The sequence below is a fragment of the Streptomyces sp. NPDC058308 genome (genome assembly GCF_042880275.1).
Taxonomy (GTDB): domain Bacteria; phylum Actinomycetota; class Actinomycetes; order Streptomycetales; family Streptomycetaceae; genus Streptomyces.
The window spans coordinates 1-25058 of record NZ_JBHVZA010000044.1; the positions used below are offsets into that span (position 1 = coordinate 1).

The following is a 25058-nucleotide window of genomic DNA, read 5'->3' on the forward strand; positions in this document are numbered from 1 at the left end:
AGCCGACGTCCTCTTCGCGATGCTCCGCGACGGCACCTTCTACGAAGCTCAACCCGCCCCAACCCCTTGACCAAAGTCATAGGGGCACCCCCCCGGATCAGGCGATCGCCTCGTACAGACTCCACACCCCGAGCCCCAGCATCAGCAGCGCCGCGATCTTCGTGATGAGCGCCAACGGCACCCGCTTCATCAGCGCCTTTCCGCCGACGATGCCGAGTCCCGCGACCGCCCACAGCGCGAGCACCGCGCCGAGGCCGACGGAGAGCGGGTCGTCGTAGCGGGCCGCCATGTTCGCGGTCATGATCTGCGTCAGGTCGCCGAACTCGGCGACCAGGATGAGCATGAAGCCCGCCCCGGAGACCTTCCAGAAGCTCTGGTCCGCGGGCTGGCGGACCTCTTCGTCGTCCTCGCCGCCCTTGAGGAGCAGCATCGCCGCGCCGCCGAGGAAGAGGACGCCCGTCAGCGCGTGGACCAGCTGCTGGGGCAGCAGGGTCAGGACGCTGCCCGCCGCGACGGCGAGCACCACGTGGACGGCGAAGGCGGCCGCCACGCCGACGAAGACGTACGAGGCGCGGTAGCGCGTGCCGAGGACGAGTCCGGCCAGCGCCGTCTTGTCGGGCAACTCGGCCAGGAAGACGACGCCGAAGACGAGCGCCGTCACGCTGAAGCTGATCAAGGTTCCTCAATCGGTCGGGGCTGCCCCACCGAGAGTGTTCCACCGCTTCGCGTACGACACCTCGGCACGGCAGCGCACATGGACGCACACGGGTGTGCGCGTCCGGACGCACGCGGATGCGCGCGCCAGGCACTGCTTGCCGAAGGTCTCGCTGGCCTGCCCCACAGGGCCTGCCTCCGGGCGCCGGCTCAGACGAGCTGAGCAGTATGTCGACGGTCCGGCGAAGAGCTACTCCCCTTCTGCGCCGTCCATGGTACGCGACCTCCGCCCGCCCCCGGCCAGGGCCTTTTGGCCCTCTCCGGCGCGACACGGAGCGCCTGAGGGTGCGACGTGGGTCACATGGGACCAACGTCCGGACCTTGCCCCGCACATGACACACCGCCAGAACTATTGAAGTCCGCACCCATTTGACGCGACCCTGTCACCAACCGCTCATCCACCGGCAACCCCGCTCCGCGACCATGGCCGCCCCACCGGCCAACCACCCCCCACCTCAAGGGAGTTCACATGTCCGTCGTCTACGCGCGTCGACACCCTCGCTCCGCCTTCGCCGCCGCGGCCGTCGCCCTGGCGTCCGCCACCGCCCTGCTCACCGGCGCCCCCGCCCAGGCCGCGCCCCCGGCACCGGTCAGCGCCGCCACGGCCCGCACCTACCTCGGCGGCCTCACCGTCAAGGCCGAGGGCTCCTCCGACGGCTACAGCCGCGCCAAGTTCCCGCACTGGATCACGCAGTCCGGCGCCTGCAACACCCGCGAGGTCGTCCTCAAGCGCGACGGCACCGACGTCCAGCAGGACTCCAGCTGCGCCGCCACCTCCGGGACCTGGAAGTCCGCCTACGACGGCGCCACCTGGACCGCCGCGTCCGACCTCGACATCGACCACGTCGTGCCGCTCTCCGAGGCGTGGAAGTCCGGGGCGAGCGGCTGGACCACGGCGCAGCGCCAGGGGTTCGCCAACGACCTGACCCGGCCCCAGCTGATCGCCGTCACGGACAACGTGAACCAGGCCAAGGGCGACAAGGACCCGGCGGAGTGGCTGCCGCCCACCACGTCGTACCACTGCTACTACGCCCGGATGTGGGTCGACGTGAAGTACCACTACAAGCTCAACGTGAACTCCGAGGAGAAGAGCGCCCTGTCCTCGATCCTGAACAGCTGCTGAGGCCTGGATCCTGAACGGACTGCCGAGCCCTCGGTCCTGAGCGGCTGCTGAGGCCTGGACCCTGAGCGGCTGCTGGTCCCGAGGCGGCCGACTTCCCGGGCGCCCGGCGGGAAATCCCGGAACCACCCCGCCCACCTCCGTCGTTCCGTACCGTACGGGGCGATGGAGGAGGGTGATCACCTGTGGCACGCCTGCGCCTTGGTCCACTGCTGAGGTACGTCGACGGGTCCACGGCGACCGTCTGGGTCGAGGTTGACCGGCCCTGCACCGCCGAGGTGCGGTGCGCGGACGGTGCGCGCGGCGCGGCCCGCACCTTCCAGATCGCGGGCCACCACTACGCGCTCGTGCCGGTCACCGGCCTGACCCCGGGCACGACGACGGCGTACGAGGTATGGCTCGGCGAGGGCGCGCGGGCCGCCGCCTGGCCGCTGCCCGACTCGCCGTTTCCCGCGAGCACCATCCGTACGCCCTCGGGGACCGGCGACGACGAGCTGCGCGTCACCTTCGGCTCCTGCCGCTGGGCCGCGCCACCCTCCGACGAGGCCGACCCCGTGGGTCCTGACGCCCTGGACACCCTCGCCGCCCGCGTCGCCGCCGCCCCGGACACCGAGCGCCCGGACGTCCTCGTCCTCCTGGGCGACCAGGTGTACGCGGACCAGACCTCCAAGGCCACCCAGCGCTGGCTCGCGTCCCGCCGGGACCTCTCCGAGCCGCCGGGCGCCCAGGTCGCGGACTACGAGGAGTACACCCGCCTCTACGACGAGTCCTGGCTCGACCCGGAGGTCCGCTGGCTCCTCTCGACCGTCCCCAGCTGCATGATCTTCGACGATCACGACGTGATAGACGACTGGAACACCAGCGCTGCCTGGCTCGCCGGGATGCGGGCCACGCCCTGGTGGCGCGAGCGCATCCTGAGCGGCCTGATGTCGTACTGGGTCCATCAGCACCTCGGCAATCTGCCGCCCGGGAAGCTGGCGACCGACGAGGTCTACGCCGCCGTGTGCGCGACCCCCGACGGCACGGACGCGCTGCGCGCCTTCGCCTCGGCGGCCGACGCGGACACGACCTCCGTCCGCTGGAGTTACCGGCGGGACTTCGGGCGCGTACGGCTCCTGATGCTCGACACCCGCGCGGCCCGCGTCCTGGAGGAGGACAAGCGCGCCATGCTCGACCCCGACGAGGCCCGCTGGCTGCGCGAGCAGGTCCTCGCCGACCCGGGCGGATACGACCACCTCCTCATAGGCACCTCCCTGCCCTGGCTCCTCCCCCACCTCATCCACGACGCCGAGGGGTGGAACGCCGCGCTGTGCCGCGGCGAGCGCGGCGACCGCTGGGCCCGGTTCGGCGAGACGTTGCGCAGACGGGCGGACCTGGAGCACTGGGCCGCCTTCCCCGCCTCCTTCGAGGCGCTCACCGAACTGATCGGGGAGGCGGGTACGGGACCGCGGGCCCCCGCGACGGTGTGCGTGCTCTCCGGCGACGTCCACCACGCCTACATCGCCGAGCCGAGCTGGCCCGCGGGCGGCGGACCCGAGGCCCGCGTCCTGCAGCTGACCTGCTCCCCCGTCCACAACTCGATCCCCGCCTCGATCAAGCTCGGCTTCCGGTTCGGCTGGAGCCGGGTGGGGCGCGGCCTCGGTCGGCGGATCGCGCGGCACGCCCGGGTGACGGAGGCGGGCATCGACTGGGACAGGACGGGCGGGCCGTGGTTCGGCAACCAGCTCATGACGCTGACGCTGCGCGGCCGTTCGTCCCGGCTCCGCCTCGACCAGGCGCGGGCCGAGCGGGGTGGCGCGGTGCGCCTGGAGACGGCGGAGGAGCTACGGCTGTCGTGAGCGGGATGAGCGGCGGGCAGGACGTGCACTCCGTACGCGGACGGACGTGACGCGCGCCCGCGCACGCGGGCACGAAATCCACCCCATATACGGCGTCCACACAGGCCTCACACCCCGCGTCCACACCGGCCACACCAACCCCGCGTGACGCACCCCACACCCGGAAGCGCGTCCTCCGGACGGGGTTCGCCATCGGGGCGTCCGACGGCATGATGAGGCGGACTCGCCTCTTCCAGCGCCCTCTACGCCCCGGGAGCCACGCTTTTGTCCGCACCTGTCACCGCGTCGCTCCCACCCGCGCCGCGCCGGTCCGCCCCGGACGCGCCCGCCCTCGCCCTGGTCGGCGCGGGCCCCCGCGGCACCAGCGTGCTCGAACGGCTCTGCGCGTCCGCGGGCGAACTCCTCCCGCCGGGGACACGGCTGACGGTCCATGTCGTCGACCCCGCTCCGCCCGGCGCGGGCCGCGTCTGGCGGACGGCGCAGTCCGGCGAGCTCCTGATGAACACCGTCGCCTCGCAGGTGACCCTCTTCACGGACGCGAGCGTCGACTGCTCGGGCCCGATACGCACGGGCCCGAGCCTGTACGAGTGGGCCGCCGACGGGCACATACCGGGGCTCGGGCCCGACGACTACCCGACCCGCGCCTGCTACGGCCGCTACCTGGAGTGGGTCTTCGCCGAAACGGTGCGCGCCGCCCCCGCCACGATCCGCGTCCAGGTCCACGCGGCACGCGCCGTACGCCTCGACGAGACGTCCGACGGACTGCAGACCCTCGTACTGGACGACGGACTCGAACTCTCCGGGCTCGCCGCGGTCGTGCTGGCGCAAGGCCACCTGCCGACGGCCGGCGACGACGAACAGCTGCACCTGGCGGACCATGCGGCCCGGCACGGCCTGCGCCACTTCCCGCCCGCCAACCCCGCCGACCTCGACCTCTCCGTCATCGCCCCCGGCGAGCGCGTGCTGCTGCGCGGCCTCGGCCTCAACTTCTTCGACCACATGGCGCTGCTGACGAGCGGCCGCGGCGGCCGGTACCTGCGCACGCCCGACGGCGTCCTGCGCTATGAGCCATCGGGCCACGAGCCGCGCCTGTACGCCGGGTCGCGGCGCGGCGTCCCGTACCAGGCGCGCGGCGACAACGCGAAGGGCCCCTACGGGCGTCACGAGCCCGCCGTCCTCACCGCCGACGTCGTGGCCCGCTTCCGCAAGCGCGCGGACAGCGGCGAAGCGCCCGACTTCCTCGCCGAGATATGGCCGCTGATCGCGAAGGAGGTGGAGACGGTCTACTACACGGCGCTGCTCGCGGGCCGGGGCGGCGCGCCGCGCGACGCCGCCCGCGGCCGGGACGACCGTGCCCACGGCCGGGACGACCGTCCCCACCGCGATCCGAGCGGCTTCCGGGAGCGGTTTCTCGCCACGGAGCACCAGAGCCCCCAAGAGGCCCTCGTACTGGCCGAGTTCGGTGTCCGCGACGCCGAACGCTGGTCCTGGGACCGGCTCTCGCGCCCGCACCCGGACCGCCCCTTCGCCACCCCTGACGCGCACCGCGCCTGGCTCCTCGACCGGCTGCGCGAGGACGCCGCGCAGGCCGCGCTCGGCAATGTCGCGGGCCCGCTGAAGACCGCGCTCGACGTCCTGCGCGACCTGCGCAACGAGCTCCGCGGCATCGTTGACCACGGCGGCCTGTCGGGCCCCTCGCGCCGCGACCACCTGGACCGTTGGTACACGCCGCTCAACGCGTTCCTCTCGATCGGCCCGCCGCGTCGCCGCATTGAGGAGATGGCCGCGCTGATCGAGGCGGGGGTCCTGGAGGTGCTCGGCCCACGCCTGGCCGTGCGGACCGACGGCGGGGCGTTCCGCGCGCACTCCCCCGACGTGCCGGACTCCACTGTGAGCGTGACCACGCTGATCGAGGCCCGGCTGCCCGAGCCGGATGTGCGCCGCACCGCCGACGCACTCCTCGAACAGCTCCTCGCGGACGGCGGATGCCGCCCCCATGTGGTCGACGGCTACGAAACCGGAGGCGTGGATGTGACCCCGCGCCCCTATCGCCTGATCGACCGTCAAGGTCGGCCACAGGCAAGGAGGTTCGCGTTCGGAGTGCCCACCGAGGGGGTCCACTGGGTGACCGCGGCCGGTGCCAGGCCTGGCGTCGACTCGATCACGCTGTCGGACGCGGACGCGGTGGCGCGGGCCGCGCTGCGCACCGCCGCGGGGGCCTCCGGGACGGCGTCCGAACCCGGGAGGGAGCCGAAGCGGAATCTCCGGATGACCGAATGTTGAACTTGCAAGCACTGATTAGGTGCCCCTAACCTTGGGCCTCCGCTCGGTTACCGTCCCCCAACCGAAGGAGTCCCCCACCATGACTGGACGTCTCAACACCGCCCAGCCCTACGCCCTCGGCCTGTTCCGCATAGTGATCGGCCTGCTCTTCGCCTGCCACGGCGCCGCCTCGCTCTTCGGCGTCCTCGGCGGCGCGGCGGGCGGCGGCACGATCCCCGTCGGCACCTGGCCCGGCTGGTACGCGGCCGCCATCCAGCTCGTCGGCGGCGCCCTGGTCCTGCTGGGCCTCGGCACCCGCGCCGCCGCGTTCATCTCGTCCGGCTCGATGGCCTACGCCTACTTCAAGGTCCACCAGCCGGAGGCCCTCTGGCCCATGGAGAACGGCGGCGAGGCCGCCGCGATCTTCTGCTGGTCGATGCTGCTCATCGTCTTCACCGGCCCCGGCGCGTTCGGCCTGGACCGGCTCTTCCCCTCGCGGGGCACGAGCGAGACGGACGACGAGGACGCGGACACGAAGCGCGGCACGGCTGTCGCGGCCTGATCCGCACGGCTTTCGTGGCCTGATCCCACGGGTCCCACGGGTCCCACGGGCCCACGGCTCACCGGCTCCGCTCAGGACGGCGCCTCTTCCTCGCACATACGGGGGGAGGGGGCGCCGTTCGTACGCGGTCCGTGCGTAGGAGGGCGCTCAACCCGTCGGCTCGAACGGCACGGTGAAGCACGCGGCCCGCTCGCCCGCGCCGCCCGGCACGTCGTGCAGCACCACCGAAGCGGCCTCGCCCGGCCGGAACCCCCAGCGGTGCCGCGCACCGGCCTCTCCGGAGCCGTCCGCCCGGGCGGTGAAGTCCAGCCACACCTCGTTCGCCGGGTTCACGTAGGCCGGGTCCTTCGACGGCTGTACGGGGTCGACGCGGTGCTGGTAGTGACCGCCGGCCGCCTCCGGCACCGTGCCGCACGGCTTCTGGTGCACGTGCACGCCGTACGCGTGCCCGGGCTTCATCCCCCTGACCCGCAGCGTGACGACCGTGCCACCCTTCTCGTCGCGCTGCTCGACCGCGATCCAGGACGCCGCCGGCACCAGCCCCATGTCGTACGTCACCGCGGGCGAGGGCACGAAGGCCGAAGGGGGCGCGAACCGCGCCTCAGTCCGCACCTCGGGGTGCCCCGTACCACTGGGCGCACCACCGCCCGCGGCCAGCACCGCCGCCGCCACAGCCCCGGCCACCATCACTGCCACCATCGCCCGCTCCGTCCCTCGTGTCACTCGCCCACGGCGTGGGTACTGACTCGTTCGTACGGGACTTCGGTGCCGTACACCGCATCGGGGGAGGCAGCCGGGTGAACGTGATGTAGGGAACATCTAAGGCCCCCGTGGATCTTCCGCCGCACCCGCGGCGTACGCTGTACAGCTGTCATCAGGCTGCTCATGCCGTCCTCCGCTACACAGCGGCACCGCGCTGCCGATCGGGGAGTAACGGGGAGTTACGGTGCTTGAGAGTGTGGGGGCGTTGACCGGCAGTCCGTGGATCTACGCGGTCGTGGCCTTGTCCGTCCTGTTCGACGTCTTCGTGCCGGTTCTGCCGAGCGGGGTCATCGTGATCATGTCCGCCACGGCTGCCGCTGCCGCCGGAACCGGCGCCGGGCCCGTCCCGCACCCGGTCCCCGACATCATGGTGCTCACCCTCTGCGCGGCCACCGCCTCCGTCCTCGGCGACATGGTCGCCTTCCGCCTCGCCTGGCGCGGCGGCGAACGCCTCGACCGCGCCATCGCCCGCTCCCGCCGCCTGACCAGCGCGCAGGAACGACTCGGCACGGCGCTCGCCAGGGGCGGCGGCATCCTCGTCGTCATCGCACGCTTCGCCCCCGCCGGACGCTCGATCGTCTCCCTCGGCGCAGGCGCGGCCCATCGCAAGCTGCGCGAGTTCCTGCCGTGGTCCGTACTGGCAGGCGTGGCCTGGGCGGGATACAGCGTCGCCCTCGGCTACTTCGGCGGCCAGTGGCTGGGCGCGACCTGGCTGGCGACGGGCGTCTCACTGCTCGCGCTGTTCGCGGCGGGGGCGGGGGCGGCGTTCCTGGTGCGGCGGCCCGCGGCGAGCTGATCCGCGGGTTACGGACCGACCCGGCGGACGCCGCCTAGGCCCTGTCGTCAAGCTCGCGTCGTTCGCCCGGAGGGCGGCCTCGCGGCGTCTGGTGCGTGCGATCGCAAGGCGGAGGGTCACCCCGGTACTGGGCGTACCGGGATGAGCCCGACAACGCGGCGAGCATGCGTGCCAGACGCCGCGAGGCAGACGCGAGTTTGACGACAGGGCCTAGGACGCGCGCGCCCCGCGCACTTCCAGCTTGGCGAGCAGCTCCGCGGTCGCCTCGGCCACGGCGTCGACGGCGCGGTCGAAGACCTCGCGGTTGTGCGCGGCCGGGGCGCGGAACCCGGAGACCTTGCGCACGTACTGCAGCGCGGCGGCCCGGATCTCCTCCTCGGTGGCGTCGTCGGGGATGGCGGGTGGACGGAGCGTCTTGATGCTTCGGCACATGCTTCCAGCTTGCCATCGGCGGGTCGTCCGCCGGGGGTGTCTGCCGTCTGCCGGGGGGCCGTCCGCCACCCGCCACCGGCGGCCCCGGCCCCGCATACCCCCACCCACATGCCTGTCCACCCCCACCCCTCGTAGAGCCCCTCACAGAAGTCCGCCCCACCTCCGGGTCTCATTCACTCGCACACCCAATTCGAACAGGAGTACCATTACGGCGTGCCTGCCACCCCATCCCGTGACTTCCCGAGCGACCTCCTCGCCGGCCAGGAGGAACTGCACCAGGTCCGCTCCGTGCTCCTGGCGCTGCTCAAACGGCTGCCCTGGTCCGTGGAGCCTCTCGACGGCTTCAGCGACACCGGCGGCTGGCGCAAAGTGGAACGCCCCGCCTCCCCCGGCTGGACCCCGCACGAACAGGCCGAGGTCGAGGAACTCCGCGCGCGGGAGCGGGAATTGGCGGTCTTCGTGAGCTGCCACAGCTACTGGGAGCAGATCGCGGGCCCGGACGCGGTCACCGCCAGGGCCCGGCTCAAACACGTGCACGAGACACCGGACGGCTCCCTGCCCGCAAGCCATTGACAGGCGCAGGGGCCGGGCGTTGACTCGCTACCAGCCACGCACGAGAGTCGTCTTCGAGTCACTCTCGAGCCCTCTTCGAGCTGCCTCGGGTCACGGAGGCGCAGCCATGAATGTCCTGATTGCCGTCGCGATCCTGGCCCTCGTGGGCCTGGGCTTCGACCAGCCGCTGCTGTGGCTGGCCGCGGCCGCGCTCGCCTTCTACCTGGTCCGCTTCTACGAGGGCGGCTCGGCCACCAAGAAGAGCGACTCCGCGGGGAGCGCGGGCGGTGGCGCGGGCGGCAGTGGCGGAGCGGGCGGCGCGGGAGGCGGCGGTGGTTACCCCAAGACCTACCGCGACTACCGCCTCCGCAAGGAACGCCAGGAGCGCTGGGACCGCCGCTACCGCAGGACGCACCCGGGCTCGGGCCGCTGACCCCCGGCTACGCGGACGATCCGACGGGACTGCCGCAGCTCGGCGCCATAGAGCCGCACGCGTGGACGACCTCGCTCCACTGACCCACCTCGCCCTGCTGCACTTTCCTGGAATGCGTACACCCAGGCGACCTGGAACGCACGCTTCAGTGGATCGCGGACGAGGACGGGCGCGAGGCCGAGGGGCTCGCGGTGTTCGGGTCGCCGAGCTGGGCCGCGTGCGGCGTGGCGGGCGACGCTGTCGAGGTGCCGGGCGTCGGGCGGGACCGCTGAGCCCGTTCCGGTGAACGTCACCTGCACCTGGTCGAGGTCGCGCGCCGCGCCTCCCTGCGGCTCCCCGTCCGGAAGGGCCTTACCGACGTATGCCTCGGGCAGCCCGTCGCGGTCGAAGAACCGCAGGTGCGCCTTGGATGGCGCGGCGCGCAAGAGCGGTCTCGGTCGGCGTCGACATGACGCGGTCTCCTTCCACTCGTACATGTGGGGGCCCGGCCGGTTCGAGCGGGCGTAATAGTTGCTGGTCAGCTCTTCGCGGCCATGCTCGTACCGCCCCGTGGGGGCCTGGGACTGCCGCCAGATCAGCGAGAGCCGGACACCGCCGACGACCGTGTCCTCGCGCATGTGCAGGAGGTCGCGGACGGCGTCGGCCATGTCGAGGACTTCGCGCGGGTCCGGTCCCGCCCGCATACGGATCTGCACCCCGTCGGTGACGTCGCTCAGGCCGGTGTCGTCGAGCGAGTACGGGGTGGTCGCGTACGCCCGGTCAGGGCCTTCGAGCATGCGGTGCAGGAAGATCGCGATCGGCGCCAGCGTGGGCGGGAATAGCGAAGGCCCCGCTGAATAGGTGTGGTCCGGGGTCGCCAGGCATCCCATATTTCCCCTACGTGAGGCACCTACGCATGAAGCGATCAGTTCGCCAGGAGACGGGGAGATGAAAGGGGGACCCTATCGTCGTATCGGATTTTTCTGATTTATCTAGCCCGAAAAGCAAAGTAGCGTCCGGTCATGACTGAACGAACTGGATCGATCTCATTCCGGTCCACGCTTCGCCCTGCGTCTGAAATTGAGACTTGAAGGAGCGTCATGTCGTCACGCTGGACTCGTCGCCGCCGTTTCGGTGCCGCTACTGCTGCTTTCGTAGCTGCAGCCATGGTCGGTACGGTGATTTCCGGGCCAGCCTTTGCTACTGATCACACACAGGAATCGCGCGCATCAACACTTGCACTCACGGTTCAGGGTGCCGGAAACGTTACGCCCCGTCTCGACCTATCCAACATTAGCGACGAGGCGGGTGAGGCTGCGATCCAGAAGGCGCTGGACCTCATCGCCTCGATCCCTGAGCCGCTCATCCAGCGTGTTGAGGCAGGAGATCAGGGAGCGCTCCAGGAGGTGGCGGATTTCCTGAACCAGAGTTCCAGTGCGAAACCCGCCACGCGAGGCTGGTTCCAGTGCGCGACCGCAGTGGCAAAGTTCGCCGCCGAGAATGGAATCGGCATTGCGAAGGTGTACAGGATCGTCAAGAATGGCAAGAAGGTAGCGAAAGCCGTTTGGGCATACCTGAAGCACAAGAAGTACCCTGGCCACATCGATGAGGACATCGCCAACCTGATAGTCAACTCTACGGGCCTTCCCGCACTAGCAGAGGCATGCCTGTAGTCAGGTGAGAGGATAAGGCGGCAGTGAAACATGACTCTGACGAGCAGGTTGCTGACTCGGGTGACGACCTTGGGGCTGTAGCGTCAGCCGCTGTCTATATGGGCATGTTCCTGCTTCCGGCGTACATCCCTGCGACCTTGATCGGTGAATTCTTCGGCAATCGCGGTATGCCCGCATCCCCATGGCTGCTGGCGCCGGCCACAACGCTGGCGCTTTCCATAATGATGCGGTTCGAACCGTATTTGCAGGGGAAATCTTGGTGGTCTCGGGTTGACGACGTCTGGGGGGCACTTCTGCTCGGCCTCAGTGTCATGCTCCCCATCGTCGTCGCTGTAGTGTGGCCGTTGTCCTTTTGGCTGTGGCTGCCGCCAGCAGTCCCCACCATTTTGTCCTTTGCGCCGATCACATTTGCTGTGTGGTGCGTCAGGCGGTGGCATCGCCATCTCTGGAAGAATCAGCGGCCGAAGTTGGGTCCATATCGACCTGTTCCACGGATCAGCAGTCAGGGCGCTGAGGATCCCCAAGAGCCGTCCCCGCGACTGCCATAGCGGTGTTCGTAAAAGCTGGCTGACTAGTTCCAGGGGCCTGCCGGGGCGAGGGTGCGGCAGGGCCCTGGACTCAGCTTCTTCTACTTCGGCTTATGTGACCCGTCCTTGACCCATCCGCCTTGCGAGCTGCGGGAGTCGGTAGCGTGCCGGTCGGCGTCAGGAACGCGGTCGGGTCGCGGGTGGGCATGTCCTCGGCGGCACGCAGCCACTGCACGGTAGTCGGGGCGCTCATACCAGTGTCCCGACGTCAGCGGTCTGCGCGACCTCGAAGAGCTGCGCGCCGAGGTCGTTGGCACCGCCGACGACGGCCTGCGCAATGACCGCGGCTGTGCCGGTGGAGATGCACAGCATGACCCCGATGAACACGCCCTTTTTCCACTTGCCCTTGGGCAGCTTGGGGACCTTCTTGCGCACCAGCCACAGGCCCACGGCGAGGGCGGTGACGACGATGGCACCCTTGTCGTCGAGCCGGGGGGCGGCGGCTTGCGCGAAGGTGGTGGCGTTCTGCCCGGTGAGGAAGCCCATGGTGAGCCCGCCTCCGACGTTGCCTCCCCAGCGCAGGAAGCCTGTGGCGTTGCCGAGGACCCCGGAGGGGCGGCCGACCAGGAGGATCCCGAAGACGATGCCGAAGGTGATCGGGATGAGTGCCTTGGGATCGCGGGAGGGCCCAGTAGCCGCAGCTGCGCCCGGTGCGCCGCCCCCACCCCCGCCGCTAGGGCGAGCGCGCCCGACCCCCAGCCCCCGGGCCCGCAATGAGGCAAGACCCTAAGCGGCCGGGGCAACGCTCTGCAGCGAATGCAGCCCCGGCCTGGACGTCCTCATGTCTCGACCCGGGGCCAGCTCCCGCACCCCCAGGTCCGTGAGGACGCCAGCGCGGAGGAGATGGGGGAAGCATTGCCCCGCGCCTGTGCGGCCGCCGCTGTCCGGAGGGGCTCAGCGACGGCCGCACGCTCTCTAGCCGTGGACCGGGGCCACGTGCCCCTCCGATCGGGTCGTGGAGTCTCTGCGCCGGGCCGGGCTGTCTGACGCGGAAGGGCTGCTCGATGTTGTCCCCGGGTGGCTGAGGTGGGCGCGGCGGCCGGGCTCACAAGTACGAGGCGGCGTAGGCGCTTTCCAGCTGTGGAGGGGCAACCGCTTCCCTCGTCAGAGAGCTATCCCTCCGCTGCCTTTGCGTAATCCTGTGCCATGCCTCCCGCGAAGTCGTACAGAACGACCGAGTCGTCGCCAACGACCCAGGCGTCGTGACCGGGTGAGCACACGAAGACATCGCCTGGCCCGACTTCGGTTTCGCCTCCATCGTCCATGCGAAGGTGCATCCGCCCCTCGACGACGTAGCCGTTGTGGTGGATCTGGCAACTCTCGGTCCCCGCGAGCGGGGCCACGGACTCGGACCAACGCCAGCCGGGCTCGAAGGTGCCCACGGCGAAGTCGAGTCCTGTGAGATGAACAGCTTCGAGGTGGCCGCGGGGGAAATCTCGCCGCTCGTCCGGCTTCTGGACCGTCTTGACCTCCATCATGACGACTTCCTCCATTCGGGCTGTGCCCATGCTCTGGAGTCAGTCGTTGCCGCCGCGGGGTCCACGGTCGACATCACCAGCCGACCCCTTCCTTCCATCGTCTGCCTCTCAACCGGGGAACGCCACTGGGGGTTTCCTGGTGCGCGGTGGCGTTATCCACAGGCACGCATGTTCCCGTCCTTCGTGCTCTACCGTGCTGCCCCTGTGTACCAAGGGGGCCTTATGCACAGGGTGAAGCTGAGGGACCGGGCCGCCGCGGTGATGGATGTCCTGCCGGACGACGGACACGAGGAGGTGCTCGCCGTCATCGACGCCGTGGCCGAAGCCCCAGAAGCGCGGTCGAACCGGGCCGTGGCGTTCGGGGTGTCGAGCTGGGTCACGTGCAGCGTGGCGGGTGACGTTGTCGAGGTGCTCGACAACGGACGGGCGGCCCGCCCTGACGGCGTTTGGGCTTGATCAGTACGAGGCGTTGTTCTTGCCTCGCAGGTATGCGGTCTTGCGTCGCGCCGAGGCGACGAGGCAGGCAACGATGGTGCCTGTCAGTCCTCCGAAGAGCAGGCCGCCAATGGGGTCGTTGTCATCGGCCCACGCGACGGCGACAGCGATGGCGCACCATGCCACGCCGACGGCCAGGGCAATGCGGTCACCGTCGAGTGTGCGCCATGCGGACCGGCGATGGTTCCGCTTCGTCAGCCAGATCTCGACGAGGACAAAGACTGCGATGAGCGCGAGCCAGAGGATCGTCATCGAAGTGCACCTTTCGTCGCAGGGAGGTCAGCGGCAGTATCCGTCGCCCTGCTTACCCGAGTATTCGCCGGGCTTCCCGTAACTCTTGATCTTCAGGCACTTCTTGCTGATGATGCCCCAGGTGTAGTGGGGGTCGGCGACCACAGGGAAGGCCGTGGTGCTGCTGGTGTTGATTTTCTGCACCAGCGTGCCGCCTTCCAGCTTGTAGCTGGTGGCAACGTCCTTACCGTTGGCATCCTTGGCCCACGGTGCAGAGATGGTGCCCCTGAGAGCGGTGGATCCCTTCCCGCTGTCCTGGAAGATGTCGTAGCCGCCGCTGTCGTTGGCGGCCAGGTGGGTCCCGGTCGGCATCTGGAGGGCGAAACGCTGCTCGGTGGGAGCGTTTTTGTCCTTGAGGGTCACCAGTGTGCGGGCGCCGCCGTCCGTGGTGGGCTGGACGGCGACGTCGGTGGAGTCGGCGGCGTTGGGGTAGACGATGGTCCCGGAGCCCGCCTTCACGCCCTTGACGCTCTTGGTCTGCGGCAGGCCGAGCCCGAATGCCGTGCCGTCAGGAGCCGTGGTCTTCACATTTCCGGTGGCGTCCTTGGGGGCTTGGACGGTCACAGCTCCACTATTGGTCTCCGTGACGCTCTGCGCGGCTACGCCCGGCGCTGCGGACGAGGCGGCCAAGTCCTGTGTGCCAGTCACCCGTTCAATGCCTGCGGCTGCCTTCTGGCGCGCTGGTCGGATGAAGGACGACGGCGTGGACCGCGCCTTGCGGTACCTGACGATGGGGTGGGTGCCCAAGGACATTGAGGGCGCCTACGAGCATGTGACGCCGGAGATGCGGAAGCACCGTCTGGACTGTCTGGAGGCTCGTTGGGAGCGCGGGCAGCGGGCCGCTGCGGAGTGCTCGCAGGAGAAAAAATCCCGAAGCCGACTCCTGAATCACTCCTAAATGATCTACAAAAGGCCTCCTGCCGATCTTGGCAGGAGGCCTTTTGCCTGGTCAGACCCGGTGGGCGCGGACGGTTTCGAACCGCCGACATCCTCCTTGTAAGGGAGGCGCTCTACCCCTGAGCTACGCGCCCGGGACGAGTGGACAGCCTACCTTGTCGCAGGCAGTGCCCCGCAAACCCGTTCCGGGGGGTTGATTCCGGGGGTTAACCCCACCCCGGATCCGGTGGTGGCCCGGATCCTCCGGTGGTGGACGGCTCCGTACAGTCTGACTGTCGAGAAGCACAAGATCACTTCCAGGGGGAAACCGCCATGCCCGTGCGCACCCGTCGTACGCGCGCCGCCCACGCACTCGCCGTCGGCGGCGGGACGGTCGCCGTCGTCCTGCTCGTCGGCGGGTGCGGGGCCGACGCGAAGAACGACTCCGATCCCGATCACCGGACGTTCGCGCTGCCGGGCAGGACGCTGACCATCGATTCCCGTCACTCCGCTGTCGAACTGGTCCCGGCGGCCAAGGGCGCCGAGGGCGTGCGGGTGACCCGGTGGTTCGACGGGAAGACCGTCCTCGGCAGCGATCCGAAGGTGACGTGGAGGATGGCGGGCGACCGGCTCACGCTCCGCGTGACGTGCTCCGGCGTCATCACCAACTGCTCGGCCAGGCACCGCGTCGAGGTCCCCCGCGGCGTCGCCGTCTCCGTCGAGAACAAGGACGGCCAGGTCACCGCGGGCGGGCTCCGGAGCGGGCTGAAGGTGCGTACAGAGGACGGCTCGGTCACGGTCGAGGACTCCGCGGGGCCGTTGAGCCTGCGCAGCTCCGACGGGTCCGTCGCCGTCAAGGGCGCCTCGGGACCGCTCGAACTGCGGAGCTCCGACGGCTCTGTCCGCGCGGACGGGGTCACGTCGCGGCGCGTGGCCGTCGAGACCAGGGACGGTTCCGTGAAGCTCCGGCTGGCCGCCGTGCCCGACCGTGTCGAGGCGCGGAGCAAGGACGGCTCCGTCGACATCGCGGTGCCCCGCACGAAGGACGGGGCCGGCATCGCGTACGACGTACGGACCGAGAGTTCCGACGGCTCCGTCGACGTTTCGGTGCCGCGCGACGACGAAAGCGCCCACCACGTGGACGTCCGCAGCTCCGACGGCAGCGTCTCCGTGTACAGCGCGAACTAACCGGCCCGTGTATTCGTCCTTAACCGGTGGGAGAATGTGACACCGGGCAGGGCGGATGACAGTACGGGAGAGGGATAGTGACGGCGACACCTTCGCAGCCGTACACACCGGACAGAACGCAGCCGTATACACAGCCATCATCGGACAGCGCAGCGGCCGAGCGCACGGCGGCGGTCGCGGGCCGCGCGGCGGGCACGGCTCGCGCTCCGCGCCGGCCCGCCCGTCGTTCCCGCGGGAGCGTACGCCGCGGCGGCCCTCTGCGTGATCTCCTCACCCTCGCCGGCGCCGTCGCCCTCGCCCTGCCGCTGCTCGCCGCCACCGCCCCGGCCGCCTTCGCGGGCGGCGGTACGCGCCGGTGGTTCGGCGGCCGCGGCGAGAGTCTGCGCGCCGAGGCGCAGGCCGCGAAGGACGCCGCTGCCGCCGCCTTCTACGAACTGGACACCGCCCAGCGCGATCTGCGCATCTCCATCGAGACCATCGTCGCCGTGGACTCCTCGCCCGCGGGTCAGCGGGCCGTCTCGGACTTCGAGGCGATGGGGCGGCGCATCGACGAGGTCAGCCACCAGTACATCAGCGCCGTGGACGCCCACGACCTCGACCGCGACGACCTGGACTCGTCGGTCGCGGCCCGCGCCAGGACCGAGCTCACCCAGGCCAAGGACGAGCTGGGCAAGGCCAAGCAGGAACTGGAGCGTTTCCGGCAGGGCCTCGGCCCGCTGCTCGACAAGGCGGAGACGCAGCTGGCCCGGCTCGCCCCCGCGGTGGAGCGGGCCCGCCAGACGCTGCTCGCCGCGAGCAACGCCCTCGATTCCGTGCGTGCGGCGGGGCTCAAGGCCGACGATCTCGCAGCCCGCCTCGCCGCCCTCGGCCCCGAGTTGACCAGACTCAACCAGGGCGCGGGCCGGCACGGCGTACCGGAGACCCTGCAGCGCGCCGACCGTGTGCTGCGCGATGCCGAGGCCGTGCGCGCCGAGGCCGAGCGGCTGCCCGAGCGCGCCGCCGAGATCGACCGGCGCCTGGTGTCGCTGCGCACCCGCGCGCAGGCGCTGACCACTCGCAGCGGCCAGGTCGAGCCGGTCCTCAGCGAGCTGCGGCGCCGGTTCTCGGCCGCCTGCTGGCAGGACCTGCAGCGCGTTCCCGACCAGGCCGCGGAGAACGTACGACAGGCCGAGACCAAGCTGAAGGAGGCGCAGCAAGCGCGCGACGAGCAGCGCTGGCCGGACGCCACGTCGCTGCTCTCCACGGTCCGGGCGCTGCTGAACTCCACGGACGAGGCGGTCTCGGCGGCCGGTGACCGGCTGCAGCGGCTGAACGCGGTGGCGAAGGATCCGCAGCAGGAGATCGACCGCACCCGTTTCGCGATCCGGGACGCGCAGCGCCTCGCGATGGCGGGCCGCCAGACCCCCGAGCCGCGCCACGCCCGCCCGCTGGACGAGTCCGTGGCCCGCCTTGACTCCGCGGTGGCCGCCCTGGAGGGCCGCCACCCGGACTACTGGCACTTCCTGACCGAGACCGAGGCGGTCCGCACGACCGTGGCGCGCGTGGTCGCGCGGATACGGGAGGAGCGGGGGCAGGGCGCCTGAGAGCCCGCTCTCCGCATCGGCGGCCCGGTTGGCGGTCGCTCTTTTCCGGGCGGACCCTGGAGTCACCGTCACGTACGGAAAACGGCGTACGGACACACGGACGTACGGACGTACGGCCTCCGCGCGCGCCAAGGAGGCGGACATGGCCACGCATGTACTTCATCCGGGAAAACCAGGGACCAAGCGGGGGCCGGGCGGGCCGGGGCTGCGGAGGCGTCGTCGGCCGCGCACCGTCCTCGACGAGGAGCTGCCCGTCGACCACCGGCTGAGCCGCGTCTACCGCGCGGGCGCGGGCCTCATGGGTCTCGTCCTGCTGGCGTTCGGCGTCCTCGGTCTCATCGACAGGATCGGGTTCTTCGACACCCGCGGTGACACCGTCGCCGGACTCAGCACGAACGGCACCCTCAGCGTCCTGTCCATCGCCGTCGGACTGCTGCTCTTCGCCGGGATGGTGATCGGCGGCAATCTCGCCTCGACGCTGAATATGGTCCTCGGCGTCCTGTTCGTCCTCAGCGGCTTCGTCAATCTGGCCCTGCTCGACTCCCGTTTCAACTTCCTGGCGTTCCGGATGCAGAACGTCCTGTTCAGCTTTGTCGTGGGCCTGCTGCTCATGACCTTCGGGATGTACGGGCGGGTCAGCGGCGGGCTGCCGCACGACAACCCGTACTGGAAGGCGCGCCACCGGGACCGGGCGGAATCCGCGGCGACCAGACCCTGAAGCCCCGGTCCCGGTCGGTCCGTACCGCTGTGCGAATCTGGGGAGATGCGTGACTTCCCCACGGATCTCCGGGCACGGCGCCTCGTCGCCATCGTGCGCGGCAGCGATCCGGACGCCTCTTTCCGTACGGTCATGACGCTCGTGGAGTCCGGCATCGCGCTGGTCGAGGTCTCCCTCAGCAGCGCGGACGCCCTGGGCGTGCTGCGCCGTGCGAGGGCCGAGCTGGGGGCGGACGCCTGGCTCGGCGCGGGCACGGTGCGCACCGCCGACGACGCGCGGCGGGCCGCCGAAGCGGGCGCCGACCTGATCGTCACGCCGGGGCTCGGCGCGGGCGCCGACCAGGCGGTACGGCTCGGCCTCCCGGTGCTCGGCGGTGTCCTCACGCCGACCGAGGTCATCGCGGCCGAGGCGGCGGGGGTGACCGCGCTGAAGATCTTTCCGGCGTCGGCGATGGGCGGCCCCGCGTATCTCAAGGCGCTGCGCGCTCCCTTCCCCGGCACCCCCTTCGTGCCGGTCGGCGGCGTGGACGCGGCGGCCGCCGAGGCGTATCTGGCGCTCGGCGCGGTCGCGGTGGGCGTCGGCTCCCCCCTGACCGGCGACGCGGCGGACGGCGGCGACCTGGCCGCGCTGCGGACCCGGGCGGCGGAGTTCCTGAAGGTGACGGAGACGGCCGGGGCGGCAGGGCGATGAACCGGGGCGGTACGGCGATGAAGGGGCCCGGCGCCGCCATGACCGCGCCCGACACCGTCCTGACCCTCGGCGAGACCATGGTCGCCCTGCGCGGCAGCGGTCCCCTCAAGCTCGGCGGCACCATGAACGTCTCCGTCGCGGGCGCCGAGAGCAACGTGGCCGTCGGCCTGGCCCGCCTCGGCCACGCCGTCCGCTGGGCGGGCGCGGTCGGGGACGACGAGGCCGGCGAGCTGGTCCTGCGGACGCTGCGCGCGGAAGGCGTCGACGTCTCCCCCGCCACGCGTGACCCACACGCCCCGACGGGGCTGATCCTCTTCGAGCCGCGGCTGCCGGAGGTGACCCGCGTGCACTACTACCGCGCGGGCTCGGCGGGTTCGCGGCTCGCCCCGGACGCGGTCGAGGCCGCGTTCGCCTCCGCGGCGCCGCGCCTCCTGCATCTCACCGGCATCACCCCGGCCCTCGGCCCGTCGGCGGCCGAGGCCTGCCGGCGTGCGCTGCGCCTCGCCCGCGAGCACGGCACCCAGGTCTGCCTGGACGTCAACTTCCGCGCCAGGCTGTGGAGTCGGCAGGAGGCGGCCGCCGAGCTGCGCGAGTGGCTGCCGTACGTCGACGTCCTCATCGCCTCCGACGACGAACTGCCCCTGTGCCTGCCGGAGTCGACGCCCGCCGACGCCCCGGAGGAGTTCCTCCTCGCGCGGGGCGTCCGTGAGGTCGTGGTCAAGCTCGGGGCGGACGGCGCCACCGCCCACACCGCCGACGGCGCACTGCGCTCCCCCGCGCGCGAGGTGCGGGCCGTGGACGCGGTGGGCGCGGGCGACGCGTTCGTCGCCGGCTATCTGTCGGCGCTGCTCGACGACGAGAACGTGGCGTCCCGCCTGGACCGCGCCGTCACCACGGGCGCGTTCGCGGTGGCCTCCCCCGGCGACTGGGAGGGCGCACCCACCAGGGCGGAACTGCCCCTACTGGGAGCGGGCCCGGGCACGGTGGTGCGCTAAGGCCTGTCAGGGGCGCGGGGAACTGCGCGACAAGCCACACCCAACCCGCACCCGACCACGACCGGGGCCCCCACCAGGGGCGCGAGGAACTGCGCGACAAGCCACGACGAATCCGCACTCGACCACGACCGGGGCCCCCATCAGGGGCGCGGGGAACCGCGCGACAGACCTCAGCCGCAACAACCCCCACCACAGCACCCGCCACCGCCACCCCCGCCCCCACGAGGGGCAACCGCAGAACCCCCCACGGCAACGGCCGACAACAGCTTCACCGTGTCCTCATGCCCGTCAGGGCACACCGCGGGCGCACCGGACTCCGCCATGGGCCGGTTCAGTTCAAAGGTGTCACCACAGGACCGGCAACGGTATTCGTATCGAGGCATGCGCTCAGGCTAACCGCCCCGAGGAACGCCCGAGCGATCTCCTCCCCCGCCGCGACCCCCCGCTCCGCCAGCACCGTGAGCCCACGCGCCGTGAACTCCGTATCGGCCAGCTCCCCGTGCCCCGGCCGCCAGGACCGGTCCGCGGCGAGCAGCAGATCCGCGTCCAGGAGCGAGTCGCCCGCGGCGAGGATCTCCTCGGCGCCGGTCCGCCGCGCGACCTCCCGTACCGCCGCGCTCTTGGTGAGCGGCTTCGGCACGGCGTACAGCTTGCGGCCCTGCAGGGAGACGGTCCAGCCGCGCGCCCCGGCCCAGCCGGCGAGCTCCTCGACCCACGCGTCGGGCAGCAGCGCCCGGTCGACGACGAGGTACGCGAAGAGGTCCTCGGCGACGCGCTCCTTGAGCAGCCAGGCGGGGTCGGCGGTACGCACCAGGTGGGCGCGGACCTCGTCGAGGGAGGCGCACTCGGCGGCGAGGGCGCGGGCGACCGTCGCCTGCCAGTCGGGGTCGGAGACGCCGTCGACGAGCAGGTGCCCGCCGTTGGCGCAGATCGCGAACCGCGGTGCGGGGCCCGGGAGATGGATGCGCCCGTACTGCTCGCGGGTGCGCGTCGTGGTCGGTACGAACAGGGCGGCGCGGCCCAGCTCGTCGAGGAGTCCGGCGGCCGTCTCGGTGACGTACGAGAGCGGCTTGCCCTCGTACACCTCGACGCAGAGCAGGCGCGGCGCTTCCGCGTCCGGCACGGTCAGGCCGAGTGCGGCGGCGGAGTAGATGAGGGTGCGGTCGAGGTCGCTTGCGATGAGCCGCGTCACTTCGAGGTCACCGCCTTGCCGTCCGCTCCCGTGGCCCCGCGCGTGTACTTGGGATGGATCAACCCCACGCAGGTGTAGGGGAGTTCACCCACCTCCTCGACGGGCACGCCCCGCTGCTCGGCGAGCAGCCGCACGTGGTCGAGGTCGGGTCCCGCGCCCGCGCGGGCCAGGATCTTCCAGGGGACGCGGCGAAGGAGCACGCGGGTCGTCTCGCCGACGCCCGGCTTGACGAGGTTCACGTCGTGGATGCCGTACTCCTCGCTGATCCGCTCGACGGCGGCCCAGCCCTCCCAGGTCGGCGCCCTGTCCGCGGCGAGCACCTCCTTGACCTGCGCGTCCACCGCGTCGTCGACCTCGCCGAAGCGGGCCACGACCGTGTCGACGAAGTCGCGGGACAGGTCGGCACCGGCGAGCTCGCGGTAGAACTTGCCGCCGTGGAAGTCGTCCGGCCCGACCAGGTCGGCGCGGAGCACGGTACGTGAAATCAGTCCGGACACCGTGGAGTTGAGGCAGGCGGAGGGGATGAGGAAGTCCTCGCGGGTGCCGTAGGTGCGCACGCACGAGCCGGGGTCGGCGAGCACGGCGATCTCCGGGTTGAACCCTTCGGGGCCGCCGGACGCCTCGAACTCCCGCACGGCGTCGGCCAGTTCGCGGGTGATGGCGCCCTTGCCGGTCCAGCCGTCGACGAAGACGACGTCGGCGGGCTCGTGGTGGGCGGCGAGCCAGCGCAGCGCGTTGGCGTCGATGCCGCGGCCGCGCACGATCGACACCGCGTAGTGCGGCAGGTCGAGACCGTGCCGGTGCGCGGCCCAGCGGCGCATGAGGACGCCGACCGGGGTGCCCGCCCGGGCCAGGGACACCAGGACGGGGCGCGGCGACCGCTCGGCCAGTACGGTCTCGGTGACCGTGCCGACGGCCTGCGCGATGCGGGCGGCGGACGTGCCGAGCGCGGCGTGGAACAGCTCCTGGTAGCGCTCGCTGGGCTGGTACTCGACGGGCAGCGACTCGGCGTAGTGCGCGCCACCGCTCTGTATCGCCTCCTCCCGCTCCTCCGTGGGCGCTTCGAGCGGCACGTCCGAGAGGTCCTGGAGCAGCCAGCCGACGTCTTCGGGCGCGTACGAGGAGAAGGCGGGGCCGCGGAGGGGCTCGGGGAGCATGGAGGGCCTTTCGGGGGCGTGCGCGCCGGTCGGCGGGACGTAAGTCGTGTCGCTCGGCGGTACGCAGGTCGTGTCGCTCGGCGGTACGCAGGTCGCGCCGGTCGGCGGTACGTAGGACGGGACGACGGCCAGCAGGACGTGCCCGGTGTGGTCGGAAAGCTGCGCCAACAGGCCGTCCGGGGCGTGCAGTCGCGGGGTGTCGGCGACCGAGTCCACGACCGCGACGACCGCGTCGAAGCCGCCGCCCGCGACGTTGTAGGCGTACCGCGTCCCGGGGCCGTCGGCGGGCTCGTCGTGCGCGGGGAAGGCGAGGCGGGTGCGGATCGCGTAGCCGGGGTCGTCCACGGCGAGCACGGGCGAGCGGGTCGTGGTGGAGAAGCGCACCTCGGCGCCGGTGCCGCGCTCCAGCTCGGCGCCGAGCGCGAGCGGCGCGTACATCAGCTCCTCGAAGCCGAGCACGAGCACCCGGCGCGCGCCGTCCGGCAGCGCCTTCGCGATCCGTGCCGCCATGTCCGGCAACGCCGCGTCCAGGGCGGTCCGGTGCGCGGGTGTGAAGCCGTGCCGCCCGCCGTCGGGCACGCCCGCGGGCCAGCCGAGGTCGACGCGGGTGAGGGGGGCGCGCCCGGCGCGGGGCCGCGGCACGGCGGGCGCGGGGCGCGCCTCGTACTCGGCGACCAGCGCCTGCCCCTTCGCCAGGACGCCCTCGGGCAGCCGCACCGTCCCGGACGCCGTCGCGACGAGGTCGACGCGGGCGCCGATCTCGCGGGCGAAGTCAGTGAGACGCCCGCGGTCCCCCGGCGAGCGCATGTCGACCAGCGCCACGATCACGTACCGCTCGCGCGGGAAGCGCTCGTGCAGGGCGCGGACGGTGTTCAGGACGGTGTTGCCGGTGGAGAACTCGTCGTCGACGAGGACCAGCGGTCCTTCGCCGGCGAGCAGCCGCGGGTCCTCGGGAAGCAGCAGGTGCGACGTGGCGTGCGAGTGGGACTCCTCGAAGCCGCCCGCGCGCTCGACACCCTGGACGGGGCGCCGCGTGGAGTGCAGGTAGGGCGCGAGGGCGAGGCCGTCGGCGACCGCGTGGCCGAGCCCCGTCGCGGTCTCCGCGTAGCCGAGGACGACGGCGCGCCGGGCCTCGTCGTCGCCGAGCAGGTCCCGCACCCGGACTCCGAGGCCGTGCCCGGCCGCGTACACGACCGAGGGGCGCTGCGGTACGTGCTTGCCCAGGACGTTCGACACCAGGAGGTGCGCCCGCTTGGGGTTGCGGCGCAGCGCGAGGCCGAGCATGGCGCGCAGCGCCGCGTCGCCGTCGAGCCCGACCCCGAGCCGCTCGGCGACCCAGCTCCCCGACCACACGGACGTCCCCGGCGGCTCCGGTGTCTCCGGTGTCACGTCTTCAGTCACGTACGTCATGCTCCTTGCGTTCCTTCTCGACGTTCATCAGCCGGGATCCCGGCGGTGAGCAGCTCCACGAAGCCGATGTCCTCCTTGGCGACGCCGAAGACCTCGGCGCGGCGCAGGGTCCGCTCGGCCCAGGCGCGGTGCGGCTTCACCTCGTTCATCTTGTTCGTGTACGAGGAGCGCAGGACCCCGCCGCCGCCCCGCTCGGGGCGCAGGATGTCCTCGGCGTCGCTGAACTCCTCGTGGCTGACCACCGAGAGGGCGTGCACGGGCAGGACGTGGGAGGGGTGGATGCAGGTCTTGCCGAGCAGGCCGTTGGCGCGGTCGAGCTCGATCTCGCGGAGCAGGCCGTCCATGTCGTGCTCGATGAGGGCCTGGCGCAGTTCGTCGGCGCGGCTCTCCAGGAAGGGGCTGCGGCGCAGCTGCGGCTTGAACATCCGCTCCTGGACGCGGAAGTACTCCCACACCGGCCCTGTCACGGTGAATCCGGTGCCGTCGGCCCTGCCCAGGACGTTCACCACGTCGGCGATGACGGAGGCGACGATCTGCACGTCGTAGGCGGTCATGTCCGGGGGCCTGCGCAGCCCGTACGCCGAGCAGAAGTCGGTGACGCCCAGGCGCAGCGCGAGGACCCGGTCGCGGTACTTGCCGACGGCGCGGGAGACCCCGGCGAGGGTGTCGGCCCGGCTCTCCAGGTGCAGCAGCTCGGGCGACTCCAGGACGGGCATGGCGAAGAGCCGTCGGCCGGCGCCGGCCGGGCCGTCCTCGGTCAGCTCCGCCTCCGCGGCCACCAGCGCCTCCAGGAACGGAACGCCCCGCTCCTCGGTGAACTTGGGCAGGACGAACCCGGAGAGCAGCCGGACGCTGGTCCCGAGCCTGCGGACCAGGTCGGGTATCTGCTCGGCGGTGCGCACCCGGATGAAGAGCAGCGGCGGCTCCGCGTCCCGCGCCGCCAGGTCGGCGAACTGCCGGACCAGGTTCTCCTCGGCCTCGACGACCTCGGCGTCGTCTATGGAGTCCTCCAGGCAGAGCACCATGGAGACCACGCCGCGCCCGGCCTGTTTCAGGATGTCGTCGGCGAGGCGGGGGCGGGTGGCCGGGCTGTAGAGGGTGGCCCCGAGGGCCACCGCGAGCAGCTGCGGCGGGGAGGCGGCGGTGAAGGCACTCGGCTCCCGGTGGAAGAGGCGCTGCCGCACCTCAGGGGCGATGTGCCCGAAATGACGCATGTGACTCCTTGCCGTCGCCTGTTTCGTAGACGTGGGCCGTACGGATGTGGCCGGTAATAGT

The 25058-nt window shown here is 71.5% G+C and carries 26 protein-coding genes and 1 tRNA gene; 14 read left to right on the plus strand and 13 right to left on the minus strand.

The window, feature by feature from the left end; all coding sequences use genetic code 11:
* Positions 1-97: 97 nt before the first annotated feature.
* Positions 98-676: a TMEM165/GDT1 family protein gene (locus ACFVYL_RS35235; RefSeq protein ID WP_389723488.1), complete on the minus strand. Its 579-nt coding sequence runs from the start codon at positions 674-676 to the stop codon at positions 98-100.
* A 507-nt stretch (positions 677-1183) separates the two neighbouring features.
* Here ACFVYL_RS35235 and ACFVYL_RS35240 point away from each other — a divergent pair.
* The 4 genes from ACFVYL_RS35240 to ACFVYL_RS35255 all read left to right on the plus strand — a co-directional run bounded on the left by ACFVYL_RS35240 (position 1184) and on the right by ACFVYL_RS35255 (position 6496).
* Positions 1184-1837: an HNH endonuclease family protein gene (locus tag ACFVYL_RS35240; protein WP_389723491.1), complete on the plus strand. Its 654-nt coding sequence runs from the start codon at positions 1184-1186 to the stop codon at positions 1835-1837.
* A 182-nt stretch (positions 1838-2019) separates the two neighbouring features.
* On the plus strand, positions 2020-3672 hold the full coding sequence (locus ACFVYL_RS35245; RefSeq protein ID WP_389723494.1) for an alkaline phosphatase D family protein: 1653 nt from the start codon (positions 2020-2022) through the stop codon (positions 3670-3672).
* A 264-nt stretch (positions 3673-3936) separates the two neighbouring features.
* Complete coding sequence (locus ACFVYL_RS35250) at positions 3937-5955, plus strand: FAD/NAD(P)-binding protein (protein ID WP_389723497.1); 2019 nt, start codon at positions 3937-3939, stop codon at positions 5953-5955.
* A 79-nt stretch (positions 5956-6034) separates the two neighbouring features.
* On the plus strand, positions 6035-6496 hold the full coding sequence (locus ACFVYL_RS35255) for a DoxX family protein (protein WP_389723500.1): 462 nt from the start codon (positions 6035-6037) through the stop codon (positions 6494-6496).
* 147 nt (positions 6497-6643) lie between these two features.
* Here ACFVYL_RS35255 and ACFVYL_RS35260 read toward each other — a convergent pair whose 3' ends face one another.
* Positions 6644-7195, minus strand: a complete 552-nt coding sequence (locus ACFVYL_RS35260; RefSeq protein ID WP_389723503.1) for a superoxide dismutase family protein — start codon at positions 7193-7195, stop codon at positions 6644-6646.
* Positions 7196-7442: 247 nt separating this feature from the next.
* Here ACFVYL_RS35260 and ACFVYL_RS35265 point away from each other — a divergent pair, with 247 nt between their 5' ends.
* On the plus strand, positions 7443-8054 hold the full coding sequence (locus ACFVYL_RS35265) for a DedA family protein (protein WP_389723505.1): 612 nt from the start codon (positions 7443-7445) through the stop codon (positions 8052-8054).
* 210 nt (positions 8055-8264) lie between these two features.
* Here ACFVYL_RS35265 and ACFVYL_RS35270 read toward each other — a convergent pair whose 3' ends face one another.
* A complete protein-coding gene (locus ACFVYL_RS35270; protein WP_389723508.1) occupies positions 8265-8486 on the minus strand; it encodes a DUF2277 domain-containing protein in 222 nt (73 codons plus the stop codon).
* Between the two features lie 213 nt (positions 8487-8699).
* Between ACFVYL_RS35270 and ACFVYL_RS35275 the strand changes: the two genes are divergently transcribed.
* Positions 8700-9059, plus strand: a complete 360-nt coding sequence (locus ACFVYL_RS35275) for a hypothetical protein (protein ID WP_389723511.1) — start codon at positions 8700-8702, stop codon at positions 9057-9059.
* Between the two features lie 106 nt (positions 9060-9165).
* Positions 9166-9471, plus strand: coding sequence for a hypothetical protein (locus ACFVYL_RS35280; protein ID WP_389723514.1), 306 nt, complete (start codon positions 9166-9168; stop codon positions 9469-9471).
* On the opposite strand, the gene ACFVYL_RS35285 is transcribed toward ACFVYL_RS35280, so the two are convergent.
* Entirely contained in the window at positions 9438-10340 is a 903-nt protein-coding gene (locus tag ACFVYL_RS35285; protein ID WP_389723517.1) for a minor capsid protein, read from the minus strand. The genes ACFVYL_RS35280 and ACFVYL_RS35285 overlap by 34 nt on opposite strands.
* A 210-nt stretch (positions 10341-10550) precedes the next feature.
* Here ACFVYL_RS35285 and ACFVYL_RS35290 point away from each other — a divergent pair, with 210 nt between their 5' ends.
* Positions 10551-11123, plus strand: coding sequence for a hypothetical protein (locus ACFVYL_RS35290; protein ID WP_389723520.1), 573 nt, complete (start codon positions 10551-10553; stop codon positions 11121-11123).
* A gap of 776 nt (positions 11124-11899) precedes the next feature.
* Here ACFVYL_RS35290 and ACFVYL_RS35295 read toward each other — a convergent pair.
* Together ACFVYL_RS35295 and ACFVYL_RS35300 are read right to left on the minus strand one after the other, a co-directional pair.
* Positions 11900-12196: a hypothetical protein gene (locus ACFVYL_RS35295; protein WP_389723523.1), complete on the minus strand. Its 297-nt coding sequence runs from the start codon at positions 12194-12196 to the stop codon at positions 11900-11902.
* A gap of 626 nt (positions 12197-12822) precedes the next feature.
* Positions 12823-13188, minus strand: a complete 366-nt coding sequence (locus ACFVYL_RS35300; protein WP_389723526.1) for a cupin domain-containing protein — start codon at positions 13186-13188, stop codon at positions 12823-12825.
* A gap of 222 nt (positions 13189-13410) precedes the next feature.
* Between ACFVYL_RS35300 and ACFVYL_RS35305 the strand changes: the two genes are divergently transcribed.
* Positions 13411-13644 carry a hypothetical protein gene (locus ACFVYL_RS35305; RefSeq protein ID WP_389723529.1) on the plus strand — a complete coding sequence of 78 codons (234 nt, stop codon included), beginning with the start codon at positions 13411-13413 and terminating at the stop codon, positions 13642-13644.
* Here ACFVYL_RS35305 and ACFVYL_RS35310 read toward each other — a convergent pair whose 3' ends face one another.
* The 3 genes from ACFVYL_RS35310 to ACFVYL_RS35320 form a co-directional block, all read right to left on the minus strand.
* Complete coding sequence (locus ACFVYL_RS35310) at positions 13645-13935, minus strand: hypothetical protein (RefSeq protein ID WP_389723532.1); 291 nt, start codon at positions 13933-13935, stop codon at positions 13645-13647.
* 27 nt (positions 13936-13962) lie between these two features.
* Positions 13963-14538 carry a hypothetical protein gene (locus tag ACFVYL_RS35315; protein WP_389723534.1) on the minus strand — a complete coding sequence of 192 codons (576 nt, stop codon included), beginning with the start codon at positions 14536-14538 and terminating at the stop codon, positions 13963-13965.
* Positions 14539-14933: 395 nt separating this feature from the next.
* A tRNA-Val gene (locus ACFVYL_RS35320) sits at positions 14934-15005 on the minus strand.
* Between the two features lie 178 nt (positions 15006-15183).
* On the opposite strand from ACFVYL_RS35320, the gene ACFVYL_RS35325 reads away from it, so the two are divergent.
* The 5 genes from ACFVYL_RS35325 to ACFVYL_RS35345 all read left to right on the plus strand — a co-directional run bounded on the left by ACFVYL_RS35325 (position 15184) and on the right by ACFVYL_RS35345 (position 20024).
* Positions 15184-16038: a DUF4097 family beta strand repeat-containing protein gene (locus tag ACFVYL_RS35325; protein ID WP_389723537.1), complete on the plus strand. Its 855-nt coding sequence runs from the start codon at positions 15184-15186 to the stop codon at positions 16036-16038.
* A 77-nt stretch (positions 16039-16115) separates the two neighbouring features.
* Positions 16116-17621 carry a hypothetical protein gene (locus tag ACFVYL_RS35330; protein WP_389723540.1) on the plus strand — a complete coding sequence of 502 codons (1506 nt, stop codon included), beginning with the start codon at positions 16116-16118 and terminating at the stop codon, positions 17619-17621.
* Positions 17622-17763: 142 nt separating this feature from the next.
* Positions 17764-18339, plus strand: coding sequence for a DUF4383 domain-containing protein (locus ACFVYL_RS35335; RefSeq protein WP_389723543.1), 576 nt, complete (start codon positions 17764-17766; stop codon positions 18337-18339).
* Between the two features lie 45 nt (positions 18340-18384).
* Complete coding sequence (locus tag ACFVYL_RS35340; RefSeq protein ID WP_389723546.1) at positions 18385-19029, plus strand: bifunctional 4-hydroxy-2-oxoglutarate aldolase/2-dehydro-3-deoxy-phosphogluconate aldolase; 645 nt, start codon at positions 18385-18387, stop codon at positions 19027-19029.
* Positions 19030-19067: 38 nt separating this feature from the next.
* Entirely contained in the window at positions 19068-20024 is a 957-nt protein-coding gene (locus tag ACFVYL_RS35345; protein WP_389723549.1) for a sugar kinase, read from the plus strand.
* Between the two features lie 170 nt (positions 20025-20194).
* On the opposite strand, the gene ACFVYL_RS35350 is transcribed toward ACFVYL_RS35345, so the two are convergent.
* Genes ACFVYL_RS35350 through ACFVYL_RS35365 form a run of 4 tightly spaced genes read right to left on the minus strand, consistent with a single transcriptional unit; the run spans position 20195 to position 24997 of the window.
* The gene (locus ACFVYL_RS35350) at positions 20195-20407 is read right to left on the minus strand and encodes a zinc ribbon domain-containing protein (RefSeq protein ID WP_389723552.1); all 213 of its coding nucleotides are present in this window, start codon (positions 20405-20407) and stop codon (positions 20195-20197) included.
* The gene (locus ACFVYL_RS35355; protein ID WP_389723555.1) at positions 20356-21216 is read right to left on the minus strand and encodes an HAD family hydrolase; all 861 of its coding nucleotides are present in this window, start codon (positions 21214-21216) and stop codon (positions 20356-20358) included. Before ACFVYL_RS35355 ends, ACFVYL_RS35350 begins: the two co-directional genes overlap by 52 nt.
* Complete coding sequence (locus ACFVYL_RS35360) at positions 21213-23783, minus strand: phosphoribosyltransferase (protein ID WP_389723558.1); 2571 nt, start codon at positions 23781-23783, stop codon at positions 21213-21215. The genes ACFVYL_RS35355 and ACFVYL_RS35360 overlap by 4 nt, the downstream gene beginning before the upstream one ends.
* Complete coding sequence (locus ACFVYL_RS35365) at positions 23780-24997, minus strand: HpcH/HpaI aldolase/citrate lyase family protein (RefSeq protein WP_389723561.1); 1218 nt, start codon at positions 24995-24997, stop codon at positions 23780-23782. Before ACFVYL_RS35365 ends, ACFVYL_RS35360 begins: the two co-directional genes overlap by 4 nt.
* Positions 24998-25058 lie beyond the last annotated feature (61 nt).

Coding starts and splice junctions, on each gene's coding strand:
- ACFVYL_RS35360 (WP_389723558.1), bottom strand. CDS start 23,783: ATGACGTACGTGACTGAAGACGTGACACCGGAGACACCGGAGCCGCCG.
- ACFVYL_RS35280 (WP_389723514.1), top strand. CDS start 9,166: ATGAATGTCCTGATTGCCGTCGCGATCCTGGCCCTCGTGGGCCTGGGC.
- ACFVYL_RS35240 (WP_389723491.1), top strand. CDS start 1,184: ATGTCCGTCGTCTACGCGCGTCGACACCCTCGCTCCGCCTTCGCCGCC.
- ACFVYL_RS35335 (WP_389723543.1), top strand. CDS start 17,764: ATGGCCACGCATGTACTTCATCCGGGAAAACCAGGGACCAAGCGGGGG.
- ACFVYL_RS35295 (WP_389723523.1), bottom strand. CDS start 12,196: ATGGGCTTCCTCACCGGGCAGAACGCCACCACCTTCGCGCAAGCCGCC.
- ACFVYL_RS35290 (WP_389723520.1), top strand. CDS start 10,551: ATGTCGTCACGCTGGACTCGTCGCCGCCGTTTCGGTGCCGCTACTGCT.
- ACFVYL_RS35325 (WP_389723537.1), top strand. CDS start 15,184: ATGCCCGTGCGCACCCGTCGTACGCGCGCCGCCCACGCACTCGCCGTC.
- ACFVYL_RS35305 (WP_389723529.1), top strand. CDS start 13,411: ATGCACAGGGTGAAGCTGAGGGACCGGGCCGCCGCGGTGATGGATGTC.
- ACFVYL_RS35285 (WP_389723517.1), bottom strand. CDS start 10,340: ATGGGATGCCTGGCGACCCCGGACCACACCTATTCAGCGGGGCCTTCG.
- ACFVYL_RS35300 (WP_389723526.1), bottom strand. CDS start 13,188: ATGATGGAGGTCAAGACGGTCCAGAAGCCGGACGAGCGGCGAGATTTC.
- ACFVYL_RS35270 (WP_389723508.1), bottom strand. CDS start 8,486: ATGTGCCGAAGCATCAAGACGCTCCGTCCACCCGCCATCCCCGACGAC.
- ACFVYL_RS35260 (WP_389723503.1), bottom strand. CDS start 7,195: ATGGTGGCAGTGATGGTGGCCGGGGCTGTGGCGGCGGCGGTGCTGGCC.
- ACFVYL_RS35365 (WP_389723561.1), bottom strand. CDS start 24,997: ATGCGTCATTTCGGGCACATCGCCCCTGAGGTGCGGCAGCGCCTCTTC.
- ACFVYL_RS35255 (WP_389723500.1), top strand. CDS start 6,035: ATGACTGGACGTCTCAACACCGCCCAGCCCTACGCCCTCGGCCTGTTC.
- ACFVYL_RS35345 (WP_389723549.1), top strand. CDS start 19,068: ATGACCGCGCCCGACACCGTCCTGACCCTCGGCGAGACCATGGTCGCC.
- ACFVYL_RS35340 (WP_389723546.1), top strand. CDS start 18,385: ATGCGTGACTTCCCCACGGATCTCCGGGCACGGCGCCTCGTCGCCATC.
- ACFVYL_RS35310 (WP_389723532.1), bottom strand. CDS start 13,935: ATGACGATCCTCTGGCTCGCGCTCATCGCAGTCTTTGTCCTCGTCGAG.
- ACFVYL_RS35350 (WP_389723552.1), bottom strand. CDS start 20,407: ATGCCTCGATACGAATACCGTTGCCGGTCCTGTGGTGACACCTTTGAA.